We start from the raw sequence: 15,039 nt of genomic DNA, 5'->3' as shown, positions 1-15,039 counted from the left end.
CCATGGCCAGCAGTACCACCCATCTTGATCTCATCGCGCAATCGCAGTCGTCCAAGGAAGTGACGGCCAACGCGCTCTTCGACGCCGGCAGCCCGGCGACCTTGTTTGGGCGGCGTGGCAGTCTGTGCTCGGGGCTCAACTGGTTCTACTACGGCGGCGTGATGATGGTCGATGGCGTGCTGACCGCGATTGCCAACAACGCGGCGGCGTTGGTGCTGAGTGCGTCGGCCACGAATTACATCGAGGCCAGCCGGGCTGGGGTGGTGAGCAGGAACACGGTGGCCTTCACGCCGGGGGCGATCCCGCTGTATTCGGCGGTGACCGGGACCGCTACGGTCACCAGTTACACCGATCAGCGGGCATGGGTGGCGCCGGCTTACTTGCCCGGCAGGGCGAGTGTCGCGGTGGCGGCTTCCGACGTAACGCTGACGGCGGCAGAGGCGCGTTGCCGGTACTTGACCACGACCGGTGCGCTCACGGGCAACCGCAGCGTGATTGTGCCGAATGACTGGGAGGGCATTGTCTACTGCAGCAACAGCGGTGGGTTTGCGACGACGGTCAAGACGGTTGCCGGAAGCGGTGTAGTGGTGGCGCAGGGGAAACGTGCGTTGCTGCTGGCCGATGGATCCAACGTCGTTCGCGTGACGCCGGATACCTGACAGGCCACCTCGGCCGAACTCGCCGCGTCGAACACAACCCGTCTTTCCTCACCCGACCGCCCGAGGCACATGCCTCCGGCGGTCCTTTTGCATTGGAGCGTCATCTTGCCAGAACCAACCAGTAGTGGCGTCGCAGGGGCCGCCGCGTTCAAAGCGGCAGGCGGCGTGGCGGCAGGCGGAGCACTGCTCTCGACCGTCGTTGTGATGTTGATGACGCCTCCACGAACGCATCGGGAGTGGGCGGTCGGGGTGATCAGCACCGTGGTCACCGGGATTGGCGGTGGGGCCATCGCGGTCCAGTACTTCCGGCTGCAGGAGTGGGTGGATTCGGTCACCGGCCTCGTGGCGCTCGGCGGCTTGATCTTCGGCTGCGGGCTGCCGGGCTGGGCGATCGTGCGGTGGGTCTTCAACTTCATCGAGAAGAACCGGGATGCCGGGATCGATGAGGTCGCCAAGGAAGTGAAGGAGGTGCTGTGATGAAGGCACAGGCGTCGGCCAAAGCGACAAGCGTGTTCGCCAGTTTCAGGGTGGCAGGAGCCGTGCTAGAGTCAGGATGGGACTAGTAAACTCGTCGTTCGAGGGAGCAGAGAAGCAATCCGCAGCCGCGCCGCCTGCTACGCCTAAGCGCTGCTAAGCGCGCGGATCTACGATGTCTTTCCGCTTCCTCTGTCCAGGCTGTGGTGGCGAGATGCGAATCATCGCTTTCATCACCGACACCGGCGGGGCCGTGCACGAGCGCGCGATCAGTCGATTCACCCCGAGGATGTGTCGATGGAGTGTGGAAAAGTACGATGCAACAAACCCAATAGCAACGAAGGCTGCCATTAGCAGCCTTCGTTTGGTACATGCGAACACTATTTCGTTAGGCAGCCATGGCGAATTCCGGCTCTTCAAAGCTCACGGTTAGCTCGTTTTCGCTGATAGCCTCAGAAAATTCCTCGACTACTGTCTGGACTGCAGAGTGAGGCATGGCCTTGACGATTTCATTCAAGATATTGACGAGCATTTGAACGCCTGAAAGAGGTAAACCAACCTCATTGAAGAGGTGTGCCACTCCCTTGATCGTAAATCCGACATTCCGCCCACTAAAAGCACCGTGATTTGGCGTTGCTACAGTGAAGTACTTGCTCAGACGCTTCTCGGTGATGCTGACATCCTGAATCAGCACCCGAATGCAGTCCATATGCTTGTCGAAGTATGCAAAAGGCTTAAATGGCATTAAATTCTCTGCCATGAATTCAGCCAGATCGTCACTTTGCGTATTCATCATGTCATGTCCTTGTCCATAGTCTTGCTTCGTAGCGATCCACCCAGTCAACCGGCGCCTCCGGTAGAAAGGAGTCCTCTTCAACCCAAGTCCAATAGTTAATCCAACCATCAACATCAGGAAAGTCTGCCCTGTGCTTTACGTTTGGCGACACCAACACAGTGAACACCGAAGACGGCGGAGCGCCAATCCTCTCATAGTCCCCATCATGCTTTGTGCCAGCCCACAGATAGTCACATTCAGGCTTTCTCGTATATACCAGTTTCTCCGCATCAGCACCATTGTTTCCGTCGGTCAGCAGGGGTCGCTGCAAGCCGACGAACACATGTTTCGTCAAGATCATGCCACCACACAATAGTCCGTAGAACTGGGCGATTGCCGTTGATTGGCCTCTGCTTGCGATTGCCCTTAAATCGGTGACCAAGAGTGCCAGATTTCCAACCTTGGGCGTCGCCAAGCGCTTTCCCGCTGTATCGTGAAATACATACGCCTCGAAACAGTGCGCATGGATCCCCGGCTTCAATTCTCTTTTCAAATGACGGCTCCCATGTGCCCACGAATCGATGAGTACAATCCATACTTAACCTATAATTGTAGCATAAAAAAACTACCAGTCAAGCAAAATCCCTAGCAACTAGCAACGACATTGTGCATATCAAGTTCATAAATTAATCAACTAATTATCAAAAATTAATTTGTTATCAAATAGTTACTATCACTTGAAGTGCCAATAGCATAAATTTGGTATCGCAAACATCTCTCGATGCCTGTTCTATTGAAAGCGGTTCTTGAGACGCAGTCCTACGTGAGATCTGCCGACAATGCTTCGGCCACGCGTGTTCGGAACGTGTCAATGACTTTGAGGCACCATGGAGTATCAATTTAGTGTGGATTGGTCGTGAGTGTTGTTGGGGGCGATCTCCTGTTTTGGTGGATTGATCCAAACGGCGGTTGGGAGCTTTGGCGGTTGAGGAGCCTTGCCCTTGAATCGCTTCGGGTGGGCGGCAAAGGCGGCATCGAGGGTCTGGGTGCGCTGCTGAAAGAGGGCTCTGGCTTGGTCATGATGGACCGCTGCGGGGGTCATGAAGCCGATGCCGGAATGGCGATGACTGTCGTTGTACCAGGTGAAGAATTGCTGGCAGTGGCTGCGGGCGTCTTCGATGCAACCGAAACGATCCGGGAAAGTGGGGCGGTATTTGAGGGTCTTGAACTGCGCCTCGGAGAAGGGATTGTCGTCGGAGACATAGGGGCGGCTGTGAGATTTGGTGACCTCAAGATCCACCAGCAACTGGGCGACGGCCTTGGAGCGCATGCTGGTACCGCGGTCGGCGTGCAGGGTGAGCGTGCCTGGAAGGATGCCCTGTTTGGCGAGGGTCTGGGCAATCAACTGTTCGGCGAGGTCAGCACTTTCGTGGGGAGCGAGCATCCACCCAACGACATAGCGACTGAAGATGTCGAGGATGACATAGAGGTGAAAGCAGGTCCATTTGACTGGCCCTTTGAGCTTGGTGATGTCCCAACTCCAGACTTCATTGGGCTGGGTGGCCAGCAGCTCGGGTTTGGCATAGGCAGGATGGGTGAGCTGGTTGCGCCGTTCGCGTACGGGCCCGTCCTCGGCCAACAGGCGGTACATGGTGCGTACCGAGCCCAGATAGACGCCATCATCCAGCAGGGTGGCGTAGATGGTCGGTGGCGAGCAGTCGGCAAAGCGCTCGCTACATAGCGCCGTGCGCAGCACCTGTCGTTCGGCCTCGCTCAAGGCCAGCGGGGGTGCGGGCCGGGGCGAGGAATTCACCAACGGGAGGGTCAAGTGACGTTGAAGCGCATCCCGGCGATAGACCGTGCTGCGTGGGATGCGCAAGGCGGCACAGGCAGGCGCCATGCCCACTGAGGGTGCCAGTTCATTCACCGCGGCCATCAGGATATCTCGTGCGGCGCGGGGTCCGTCAGCTGCCCCAGTAGCGTACAGACTTTTTTTTGGACCGCAATGATGGTGTGGGCCTGGGCGAGTTGCCGGCGCAGGCGGTCATTCTCCTGGGTGAGCTGATCCATGCGCCGTGCCTCGGCGAGACCAGGATCAGCCTTACGTCCACGTTGTTGTGGCTCCAGCGAGGTCCGCTCGGCGGCCGCGCGCAGCCTGCGCCAGTTTGCGAGGTGGGAGGAGTAAATCCCCTCGCGGCGCAACAGCGCACCGATCTCGCCGGTTCCCGTGCAAGCGTCGGCAGCCACCAAAATACGTCGCTTTTCAGCACTGGAGAATTGCCGCCGACGCGCCATCGCCGCTACCTCCGGGTTGGGCGCCGCGCTGGATGACGCGTCTCCAGTCGCCCTTCGGGCTCCTTCCAACGCGTCATCCAGCGCAATAGGAGCCGGTCCGTTCATCTGTTCCTTCATTTCGCCTGCCATGATTTAAGCCTGCCTTCTACTCTAATTCTTCAGGGGTAGGTGTCTCAGGTCATATTGGCACAGGGGGGTTGAGGCAGTCTACTCCGCTTTCATCTCGTCCTCCGTCTGTTGGTGAACACACCAGAATGAATGCGCTGCTCGATCAATAGGCGACTGCATTTGATTTCACTAGGCAACACTAAGGTAGCCATTGGCTCAGCAAACCTCAACGTACCCGATCAACTCCGCCGAGTAGCTTCCGTCACCATTCGCCGTCCCCTTGTGCTTGAGCTCCCGCTGCAGCGCCGGCTCGACTGCTTGTGAGAATACGTCAAGCCGCTCCTCCAGCGAAAACCTTGGGAGAGTGGGCGGCGACTGCAGGTATCGCTCGCACTGCCGCTCCACCGCAGGTACACGTGTGCCGTCTTGCTTGACCGCTATTGCCTGAACTACTACACGGCGCTCGCCGTTCTTGCCGGAAGCCTCGACCACCCACAACGACAGCAGTACTGTGCCGTCAACCTCGGCCGCAACGGCAATTCCAAGATCTTCTGGCGGCACGATGCGCCAGCGACCAAGCTCTTCCTGCACCAGCGGGTGATCCAGCCCCATCAAATCCACGTTGTCATTGCTGGTGGCCGTCTCTCGATTCAAAGTGAACCTGACGCGGCGCGCACCCTCGACCGTCACAAGGTCATATGTATCGTCATCCACTTTGACGAGCCGCTGCTGGTGATCCGCTACCGCCGCCGACAGGAAGCGCACCAGCCGATCCAGGCCAGAGGACACGTCCGAAAACGGTTTGTAGTCATCGAGACTAAAGCCATTCAGGTCCTGGAACAGATCGAACACCACCTGCCGCGCTTCGCGCGAATTAGACAGGGCAGCCTCAAGCTCCACCTGAGTGCGTTTCAGTTCGGGATCGGACAGCGCTTCCTGATACAGGCGGTCGTAGTTGAGCCGCTCGGACAACTGCCCAAGAATCTGCGCGCGCAGGTCTTCTGCCACGTTGCCTTGATCATCGATCTTGCCGACAGTGCGTGCAATCTCGGTGAGCTTCTCGTCGAGCAACAGGAAGATGCGGCCTTCGATGGTGTCCGACAGCACGAGGTTGTAAACCTGCGCCGTATGGTTTTGGCCGTAGCGATGGATGCGCCCAATGCGCTGCTCCATGTCCATAGGGTTCCATGGCAGGTCGAAGTTGAACAGGATGCGCGCAAACTGAAGGTTGATGCCTTCTCGCCCGGCAGCCGTGCATACCAAAACTCGCGGGCCATCCTTCAAGCGGAATCGTCGTTCCGCTGCGACCTTGGCTCCATGGTCGCCGCCTCGCAACACCACTACGCCTTGCCCAGGGTAGGTCTGTTCAATCTCACGGGCCAGCAGATCAACTGTGCCGAGGTAAGTGGCGAAGATGACGATCTTCTCGCTGGCGTTTTGCCGCCAAAGCACGCCCAGCCCATCGAGCAGCTTCTGCGCCTTGGATTCCCGCTCATGCGGGAAGACGGCCAGGAGGTCGCGGATACGAAGCCGCTCTTCTGGCAGATGCATTTCCACGGCGGAGATTGCGGCCTCCTCGGCGTTCCTGGCTGAAACCTCGCTGCCGTACGGATCGGCCATGAACTCAAGTGCTTCGGCATCCAGCTTCTTAACCAAGCGGTACTTCAGGTCGGCGATGACCCGGTCTACTTCGCTGCGCCCCAGGTTATCTCGCGCCAACCCGAACTCGTCATGAACAAGTTCCCGTGCCTCTTCGGTCAGCCGCTCGCGTCCTTCGATATCCAAGTCCTTGTCGCGAAGAAAGGCCTCGTGCAGCGTCAGCATCAGCAGCCGCCGTTTCAGCGTCCGCCGTACCGCCGCAAAACTTGATGCGGCGATCTTCTGGAAGATCGCCATCAGGAAGCCCAGCGCCTGTCCCTTACCACCCTGACGTTTCGCGAGGTTGAAGCCGTCTTCGAGGTACCCGCGTAGCTTCTCGTAGAACAGGCGCTCCTCGGCACCCATCACAAACGATTCCGTATGCACCCACCGCCGAGCAAACAGCGGCGATCCGTCAGGCTGGCAGGCATCGGCCTTGGTGCGCCGGAACATCACCGTGTTCAGGCGGTGCCGGTGCTCTAGCATTTCTTCAGGGCTGCTGAACAGCGTCGGGTTCAGCAGCTGCACCAGCATCCAGAACTGAAAGTGGTTGCCCTGGTGCGGCGTCGCTGACAGCAGCAGCAGGTCGCGGCTGTGCTCCTTGATGGCTTCCGCCAACTTGTAGTTCTCGGTCTTGCGAATTTTGCCGCCGGTGCGGAAGGCCGTCAGGTGGTGCGCTTCGTCGAACACCACCAGATCCCAGCGCGGAGCATCCAGCAAGCGCTTGATACGCGATGGGCGCTTCAATGTGTCGATGCTGGCGATCAGCCGGTCATGCTTGGCAAACGCATTGGTCTTGCGGTCAGTGATGTCTCCCTCTGAGCCGAACACCTCAAACTCCAGGTTGAACACCTCGTTCAATTCACGATGCCAGTTGTTCACCAGACCGGCCGGCACGATCATCAACGCCCTATGCAGCTCGCCACGGCTTGCCAGCTCGCGCAGGATCAACGCCGTCTCAATCGTCTTGCCCAGCCCGACCTCGTCGGCGATGAGATACCGCCGAGGGGACGCGGTGGCGATACGGTGTGTCAACACCACCTGATGCGGCAACAAGTCGATCTTGGCCGACGTGAGCGCCGATGCGCTCTCCATGATGGGCAGCGCATGAGCTTCGTATGACAGCCATGCCTTGCGACCACGCTCAGCGCCACCGTCCACAGCGCGCAAGATGCGCTCCGTTCGTGAGAGCGCGCGGCGAATGGAGCCGACCGGTACACGGCGCTCGCCAACCCCAAAGAACGCACGCAGATAGCCTTCGCGAACGGCGTCAAGCACGACGCCTTGGCCATGCTCTTGATGGGTGATCCTTTCGCCGGGCTGTAGCTGAGTCTCTACTTCCACCCGCCGACCTCAGGTGATCCGCAAATGGAACAAGCCAGCAGGCTTGCTGCCTTCGCGGAGCAGGATCTCCTGCGGATATTCGTTGGCTTCGCCCCACAGAATGCGGCCGAACGCGAGCAGGCGGTCGCTGTGCGGTGCGGCGCAACGCCACTCGACGGAATCGGTGGCGGGATGAAATTTGATGCGCCCTTGACCGGAGGGCAGCCAGAAGATCAAGGCTGCCTGTCCGTCATAGGCGTCCTGGAACGATAGGGTCGCCTGCTTCATCGAATCGCCCAGCCACGTCTCAGCATCTTCTGGCGTCAGCAGATCAAGGCCGCCTTCCAAGCCCGCGACGACGAGTGTGTTGTTGCCATTGCTTGGCAGGTCTTCGGGCCATTTGCCCACCGCCTGTACGAACTGGCGCAGGCTCCAGACCTCGCGAGCCACGCACACCTGATTGCGCGCCTCTTCGTCCCAAATCCAGCTGGTGCCGCGCCGCTGCCACACCGTGTCGAGCAGCTGCTTCATAGCTCGTACTCCTCAAACAGCGTGCCCTGCGTCGGCTTGGCCGCCTGAGTCGCCGCCCAGCCGTTGTAGATCGAGACCGCGCGCGAGGCCGCATTGCGACTAGCTTGATCGGGGCCGTTCTTGTGCAGCCATTCCAGCAAAGGCTTGAGCGCAACGTGGGGCTTGAAGTTTTCGTTCTTCAGCGTGTCGGAGGCGTTGATAGCGCTGCCATCGAAGCACGCACCGATAAGCACCAGCGCCTGATCCAAATCGGACGTCAATCTGCGCTTGTGCTTGCCAGACCAGTCGCGGGCAAAATCCAGCGGATTCACCCGCGTGACGACCTTGCTTTTCTCCGAGCACCAGCCACGCTGTTCGAACTCGTCGGGCGTGGTGATCGAGCCCTTGAGAAATTTCTGGAGCTGGTCACGCTTCATTTCGGTTGCGTTGCCGAAAGTGCGGAGGAATTGGCGGGTCATCGGCTCGGCATTGACGGGCGGCGGTTCTTTGCCCTTGTCCGCGTCCTCGTCGATGAGCTGGTTGATACCGACCAACGCTTCTTTGACCGAGATTGCGCGCCCCTCGTCCACAAAGACCTTGCCGTAGTGGCGCGAGAAGTATTCCAGCGCCTTACCGCGCCGGATCACCTGAATGTCGGCGGCAGGCAGGCCTTCCTTGGCGTGATTCTCCAACATCACCTGCAGTTGGCGCACGTCGGCCATCACTTCGCGGCGCATCCGGCCCCAGCTAACGGGCTTGGGCTCTTCGGTGCGCTTGCGGCAAACGTGGATGATGTCGTACTCGATGGTCTTGGAGCCGAACTCGCCTTCGCCCTTGGTCTCGTCGGAGCGAATAGGGTACGTCGCTTCGAGGTAGTACCCCGCATCGAAGAGTGACTCCAGCACCGCGACCCACGGCTCGTCTTCGCTGTGGTGGAAGGTGAACGCGAGGATGCCGCTCGGTTTCAGGAGCCGATGGGCCTCGCGCCAGCATTGGGTGAGCAGCCGCTGGTAGAAGCCATCCGGATCTTCAGGCTCTCGGGCGCGGTTGGCCACGGCCTCCAGCGACTTGGGCGTGTACTCCGCGCCGAAAATCGCTGGGTACTTGCCCTTGAGCGCCAAGCGCAGCCAGACGTAGAAAAAGTCGGCCAGCTCCGAGTAGTGCAGCAGGCCACCGAAGGGCGGATCTGTGATGACCAAGTCGAGGCTGCCGGTTTCAAGCTGCGCCAGATCGGTGGACGAGCCCTGATGCACGGCTACATCCAGCACTGGATCGCCGGGAAAAACCTTTTCGCTCTTGCCGCTCAATTGCTCCGCCAACACTGGGTCGCGGCGCGTCAACGCTTCGATGCTCACCGCTTCCCATGGCTTAATTGCCCAATCGCGGCCTTCAAGGATGCCCTCGGAGCTGGATGCCCAGTTGCCACGGCCCAGCGCAGGGAAAACGCAGTTCTCGACCACTGTTGATTTCGGGTGGTAGTTGTTGTTCGAGAACATGGGCTCGGGTGTATCCCGCTGCGGGTTCCAGAAACCAAACAAACTCTGGTTACGCAGATACTGCTGGAAGCCACCGAGCACATACTCGCGCACCTTCCAGTCGTAGTTCCCGATTTCGACAATGGCCTTGAGCAGTTGTGCGTGCACCAGCAACTGGCGCGGGTTGAACATCGTCCACCAGTGGGTGAAGCCGTGATTCGGAACGCCACCTTGTAGGTGGTGGGTCATGAAGCCGTAGGGAAGTTCAGAGCGCGGCCAGTATTCCTTGAGGTCGTCATCCTTGCGCGCTTCCCATTCAGCGAACGAGGTGTCGTACTGCCGCGCGTGCGCTATGCCGTAGGCCGCGAAGAAGCGACCGCTGTAGGGTTTGCCCGCCACATCGCGCTTGGGCGCGTAGCCTTGCACCGCGTAGGCCGCCATCGGCCCGGTCTTGCCCGTCGCCTTGATGGTGGTCAACACATCCTGTACCGTGCCGCAGGCCGCGCAGGCGTAGTGGGATTTTTTCGGCACCGTGCCGCTTTCCGGTGCAAAGGTGATCTTCGTTTCCGGGCAGGTCACACGATCCGGCAGCGTGCCGCGCACCTCCAGCAGGCGAATCTTGGATGCGCGCTCACTGTCCCACCGCGTGGTCGCGGCCACATCGTCCTGCGCCGAGCCGCCGTAGGGTTGGCTATTCGCATCCTGTTTGGGCGAACCGGCCAGCCATTGCGGATGTACCAGCAGGCTCAATTCGACCTTCTTGTTCTTGCCCTTGCCGAGGTTGACCATCGCCGTATGGCCGCAATGCGGGCAGATCACGCCCTTCTTGCGGTCGAGCACGGAGAACGGATGCTCGGAAGGTGCTACATACAGTGGCGAATCCGGCGCCATGCGCGCTGCGTCTTCCTCAACGTGAAATTCACCGCCGCATTTGCTGCAGCTATGCTCCCAGTGCTTGACGCTGATGGTTTTGACCGCCATCACCGGGCTGGTCATGATCGGCGTCCTGTGGCCGCAGCCTGTCACCTGACAAGGGCCGTGCTTGGCCCAGAAGGTGTAGATGACCTCCGGGCCTTCGTAGCGGTAGTCTTTGCGCTCGTCGCGCGGAATAGCCAGCGGGTCGAAATCGGCGGGCATCATCTTCTTGGTCCGCAGGTGCGTCCACGACCCTTTCTCACCTTCCGGGCCGTCGCAGTAGTAGTACGGCATGATCTGCGGCTTGACCTCGGTCTCGATGTCGGCAAGCAGCTTCTTCACCTGCTCCAACTCGACGTTGGCCAGCTCCTGCTTGACGACGAACCACGCGACTGGATTCAGGTCGTTGCCGACCATCTGCATTCCGAGGCGTGAGCCTTCCACCAGCGTGGTGCCACCGCCCATGAAAATGTCGGCCACCTTCAGGTGCTTGAACGCACCTTTCTTCTGGTGATTGGCGTAGTAGTTGTCCCACACCAGCTTGGCCGCGTGCGACTTGTCCTCGGGGGCTTTGGTGGCTGCCGCAATCAGCATCGAGCGGAACACGCTGGAGCGACGCCGTGCCCACCATTTCGACATCTGGTAGATCGGCTTGCCCGCGTTGCCCTCGATGATCGCCACCTGATTGACCGGCAGGATCGGGAAATCGACTTCCAGGCAGGTCTTGAGACGATTCGGATCGTTGAAATCGACCGTTTCAAGCGCGACCGCCTTGCCTGCGCCGACGGCCTTGGTGACTTCTTGCGCCAGCAGTTCTTTTTTGGTTGCCATGCGGCGGCGCCTTTACGTAATTGTGTTATTTCGTGAGCTCGACGAAGGGCGATAGCACTTCGAGCAATGAGAGGCCGCCGTGTGTCAACGTAGGGTAGCCGCCTTGACTCTTCCACTTCCAGCGGCCGACGGCCAGGAGATGAGCGCCGTGCGGGCTGTTGATCTGGAGTGCCACTGGTGGCACGAAGGGGCCGGCCTCACCGGTGCCCTTGGTGCTGCGCCCGCTGGCGAAGGTCTTCTTGAGGAACTGGCCGACCTCGCCATCCGCGTCAGGGAAGTACCCTGTGGCTGCATAGCCGTGGTCGGATGTGATGACCAGACGCCGCCCGGTGGCCAAGCGCTCAACGAAAGACCAGAAGTCATCGCCGCTGAGTTGATCCGCGGCGTCGCGGGTCAGCGTGTCGAGGCCCTGGCCCGCGCCTGATCCGTCGTGAACCTTGCTGTCGGGCCAGTGGTGCCAGAACACCCAGTTCGGCGAGCCGTTAATCAGACTCTCGCAGTCCTTCCACGGCATATCGACACACTCGGTATGCGTCGGTTGCAGCTTGTGGGCAAGTCCGCCGCCGTTGTTTTGAAGCTGGCTGCGGCTGCTGAAGCCCAACGCCTGCGCGAATTGGTTGGTTTCACCGGGTAGTTCAGATGCGTTGGCAGACACCTCGTGCAGCGTGAAACCGCGCTCTTTGGCACCTTGCAGCAGCCAAGGCAGTTCACGCAGAGACAGGCCATCCAGCACCAGCACCGCCTTGGCACTGTAGGGCTCGGCCCACCAGCGAGCCAGACGATCCGAGGTGCGTTCGACGCGGCTCTTTTCAGATTGGCCGAAGGCTTGCCACAAATCCCAGCCGCTGGAGGAAAGGAAATGGTCAAGAGTGCCAATGTCGCGGTCGCGCTTGATGACCTCGCTGGGTGCATTGCCCGCAGCCAGGGGCTTGGACGCAATCTCGACGGCGCTGTCGATGATGACACGCCACGCGTTCTCGGCAGAGCCTTTGGTCAGGCTGTTCAATACCCCGGCGTCAAGTGCCATCAGTTGTCTTCCTTCTCAAGGCTGAGTTCGAAGGTCATGCCGTCGGGCAGCTTCTTGAGCAGTTCCTTGACTTGCGCGCCAGTCGCTGCCGACACCTTGATCGAGACTTCGGTGACCGGGGTAGCCGGGCCAATGCCCCAGCCCTCGATCTTTCCGATCAGATTCAAGGGAGAGGTTGCGGGGTTGCTGAGGACGATGCGAGGCCTGCCGCCAGTGCTGGAACCACCGCCGAAGATCCCGCCACCCGGCGGCGGCGTGCCACCTCCCGGTGTCGTTTCGCCGCTCGCAGGAGGTGGCGTTGTGCCGCCATCGCCCCCGTTGCCGCCAGTCGGCGGCTGGGGCGCAGGGGGCGTCGCGCCACCCGTGGTGGGTGCTGCCGAGGGCTCCATCAGAAACACTTCGTCGAGCTGGCGGCCGGTACAGGACAGCTTCGGACGCAGGCGTTTCCAGGCTGAATCTTCATCCTCGCCGGGGTGGGTCTGCAGGTACTCAAGGCCGCGCAAATTGATGGCGATCTTGCCCCGCGTACACAGGCGCAGGATACGTTCCTTCATAGCGGTTTCGCCAAGCCAAGGGATGCAGTCCTGACCCGCAGGGCGAGGCTCTTGCAGTTCGCGCAGCAGCTTGCCAAGCGCCGAGTTGTCGGCGGCAGCTTCGAGCACGAGATCTTCAAAGTCCTCCGGTACGAACAGGTCGTTGGTCAGCGCCTCCTCGATGCCCGGAGGGATCTGAGCACCTTGCTTCTTCAGGCTCTCGACACTGAACACGCACTGATTCGGATCGGCGAAATTCCAGCGATGCAGCACCGCGAAACGGTCGAAGCGCTTTTTCAGGGTGTCGCGCAGCGCACCCTGAAATTCGGTATGAAGCTTCTTGTACTCAGGGTTCTGGCCGCTCCACTCCTGCGCCTTCATTTCGGCACGCGCGAGGATCAGCAGATCGCGGTCTTGAAAGGCATTTGCGGAGCCGGATCTCGGCAGCAGGAATCGAATAGTGTTGCGGCGCTTCTGCAGGTGATCCTTGATCCAACGGCCAAGGCGCTGGTCGATGTTGTCCGGTTCATCTGGCAGCACTAGGATGGGCAGGCGGTTGTCCCAACGTTCCGGTTGCTCGGCGTCATCCAGAGTTGACCAGGGATCAGTTTGCCAAGCTTTCGGCAGCGCGATCACACGGAAGGTCTGGGGGACCTCGTCGGCGCCTCCGATCACGTAGCGAACCTGCTTGGCAAGCTGGGCTTGGTCGGAACCGTCGGTGAACAGCTTGTCGTTGCGAGCACAAGCCATCAGCTTGGCGCGAGGGTTCTCTTCTTCTTTGAAGACCAGCCGGGGGCCGTCATGGTGGATGTTGAAACTGTTCTCGACGATAGTGTCCAGTTCGACCTGGAACGCGTTGTCGTCGATGGCCTTCTTGCGCGTGATGTCGACCTGCAGCGTTTCCGGTTCGGCGCCAGCTAAGTTACCGACAGCAATGGATCGCAGCCACAAAGCTCCAACAATTTCCTGAAGGTGCGGGGCAAGGTGGGCGTGGTCGGATACCGCTTCGGTAACCGCAATGATGTTCTGCTGGGCCTTCGCGCGCAGCGTGCGATGGTGCTGGTTGGAGACGGAGTCCAGCAGCGCGCCGATACCCGACGCATCGTCATCAAGACGGAAGTCCGCAGCCGTGAGCACCGGGGCTGCCTCTCCACGACTTTTGTAGAGGTTGGCCAGGATGCGAATCATGTCGCGCGTTTCCTGCGCGTCGGTCGCAATCAGTACCTGTTCTTCTAGCAGGCGCAGCAGATGTGGGGCAAATGGCCAAGAGACCAAGAATTCCTTCCGCTTTCGCTCATGCTCAGCGTTAGGTACCTCCATCAACCGCAGGCTCTCGGTCACGTGAGTTTCAATGAGCGAAGCGATCTGAAGCTTGGTGATCTGCAGGCGGTTGGTGAACAAACGATGCAACAGCATCCGGCGGCGATCCTGCTGTACCCGCTCGGGATTGCCGCCCGCCATGAAATCGATGGCGACCGGATTGACGCGATGCACTTGCTGATAGGCGTCACTGCCACCATTGCGGACCGAGATGACAAGCACCAGCAATTCCGGATGTTCCTTGGCGATCTCGGACAGGATCTGGATGAAGTTGAACGCCCAGTTCTTCCAGGGGTACTGCTTGGTGTTGGTCAGGCCGTCGTACCAGGTCTGGAATTCGTCCAGCAGCAACATCGTCGGGGCGAGCTGCAACAGCTCGAGAATCAGCTTGTCGGAGGGGATGTCGGTTTTGGCCGCGCCCATACCCTCCCACCTGCCCTTGATGTAGGTGCCGTGGGGATGGCGCTCGAACAGCAAGTCCCATAGAAACTTGTAGCGCTGCCGGTGAAGACTCTCGCCGATGACCGTCATTCCGCTGCGCAGCCCAATCTTGCCGATCTGCTGATTGCCCAAGGTGGTGGCCCACGAGTTCAGCCACACACCTGTCGAGGTCGCATCGTTCACTGCGTGGTAGAGAACCGCCATCATGTGCGATTTGCCGAGCCCCCGCTCACCAATGACCACCACCGGTCGCCCCTGGTTTGGCCCGACGGCCTCGATCCCCTTCAACAGGTCGTGGGTGGGATACGTGATCTCCAGAAACTCCTTCGCAGCGATCTGCGTCGCGCCGGTATTCGTTTCGTTGGAAAGCTCAATGGCTGTCCCTTTGAGGCGCTTGCCCCGGAATTCTTCTCGTAGCGTCAGTCCAAGCATTATTTTCGCTCACCTTGATCCAATTGACCTTTGGCCGAAGCAGTGTCGTTACGGCCCGCATCAAGCGCTTCCATCGACTGATGCTTGATCCACGTGTCAATGTCTGCACGTGAAAACCTCCACGTCCCGCCAACCTTAAAAGCAGGGATCTTCTTGGCCGCTGCCAGCTTATAGATCGTCCGCTCCGTGACCTTCAGGTAGTCGGCGACCTGCTTGACGGTAAGGATCTGATCCTCGCTGGTACCTGTTGGCATGGTGACTGCGAATTTAGGACAAACGACGA

The 15,039-nt window shown here is 59.9% G+C and carries 10 protein-coding genes and 1 pseudogene; 2 read left to right on the top strand and 9 right to left on the bottom strand.

Translation table 11 applies throughout. From position 1 onward, the window contains the following. Positions 1-2: 2 nt before the first annotated feature. Together QZ648_RS08575 and QZ648_RS08570 are read left to right on the top strand one after the other, a co-directional pair. Positions 3-659: a hypothetical protein gene (locus QZ648_RS08575; protein WP_291996729.1), complete on the top strand. Its 657-nt coding sequence runs from the start codon at positions 3-5 to the stop codon at positions 657-659. Between the two features lie 105 nt (positions 660-764). Beyond that, a complete protein-coding gene (locus QZ648_RS08570) occupies positions 765-1,136 on the top strand; it encodes a hypothetical protein (RefSeq protein WP_291996728.1) in 372 nt (123 codons plus the stop codon). A 385-nt stretch (positions 1,137-1,521) separates the two neighbouring features. On the opposite strand, the gene QZ648_RS08565 is transcribed toward QZ648_RS08570, so the two are convergent. The 9 genes and pseudogenes from QZ648_RS08565 to QZ648_RS08525 form a co-directional block, all read right to left on the bottom strand. Next, the gene (locus tag QZ648_RS08565) at positions 1,522-1,929 is read right to left on the bottom strand and encodes a hypothetical protein (protein WP_291996727.1); all 408 of its coding nucleotides are present in this window, start codon (positions 1,927-1,929) and stop codon (positions 1,522-1,524) included. Between the two features lies 1 nt (position 1,930). Further along, a complete protein-coding gene (locus tag QZ648_RS08560; RefSeq protein WP_291996725.1) occupies positions 1,931-2,461 on the bottom strand; it encodes a hypothetical protein in 531 nt (176 codons plus the stop codon). A gap of 342 nt (positions 2,462-2,803) precedes the next feature. Continuing rightward, positions 2,804-4,272: pseudogene (locus QZ648_RS08555) on the bottom strand (IS3 family transposase). A 255-nt stretch (positions 4,273-4,527) separates the two neighbouring features. Next, positions 4,528-7,293, bottom strand: coding sequence for an SNF2-related protein (locus QZ648_RS08550; RefSeq protein WP_291996724.1), 2,766 nt, complete (start codon positions 7,291-7,293; stop codon positions 4,528-4,530). Between the two features lie 9 nt (positions 7,294-7,302). Continuing rightward, a complete protein-coding gene (locus QZ648_RS08545; RefSeq protein ID WP_291996723.1) occupies positions 7,303-7,803 on the bottom strand; it encodes a hypothetical protein in 501 nt (166 codons plus the stop codon). Next, a complete protein-coding gene (locus tag QZ648_RS08540; protein ID WP_291996722.1) occupies positions 7,800-11,003 on the bottom strand; it encodes a DUF1156 domain-containing protein in 3,204 nt (1,067 codons plus the stop codon). Before QZ648_RS08540 ends, QZ648_RS08545 begins: the two co-directional genes overlap by 4 nt. Before the next feature lie 25 nt (positions 11,004-11,028). After that, entirely contained in the window at positions 11,029-12,030 is a 1,002-nt protein-coding gene (locus QZ648_RS08535) for a hypothetical protein (RefSeq protein ID WP_291996721.1), read from the bottom strand. After that, positions 12,030-14,756, bottom strand: a complete 2,727-nt coding sequence (locus QZ648_RS08530; protein WP_291996720.1) for a DUF499 domain-containing protein — start codon at positions 14,754-14,756, stop codon at positions 12,030-12,032. The genes QZ648_RS08535 and QZ648_RS08530 overlap by 1 nt, the downstream gene beginning before the upstream one ends. After that, the gene (locus tag QZ648_RS08525; protein WP_291996719.1) at positions 14,756-15,010 is read right to left on the bottom strand and encodes a helix-turn-helix domain-containing protein; all 255 of its coding nucleotides are present in this window, start codon (positions 15,008-15,010) and stop codon (positions 14,756-14,758) included. Before QZ648_RS08525 ends, QZ648_RS08530 begins: the two co-directional genes overlap by 1 nt. Positions 15,011-15,039: the final 29 nt, after the last annotated feature.

The sequence above is a fragment of the Candidatus Accumulibacter sp. ACC012 genome, from assembly GCF_907163155.1.
Classification (GTDB): Bacteria; Pseudomonadota; Gammaproteobacteria; order Burkholderiales; family Rhodocyclaceae; genus Accumulibacter; species Accumulibacter delftensis.
Note: the sequence above shows the minus strand (reverse complement) of the source record. Positions and strands in the feature narration are given on the sequence as shown.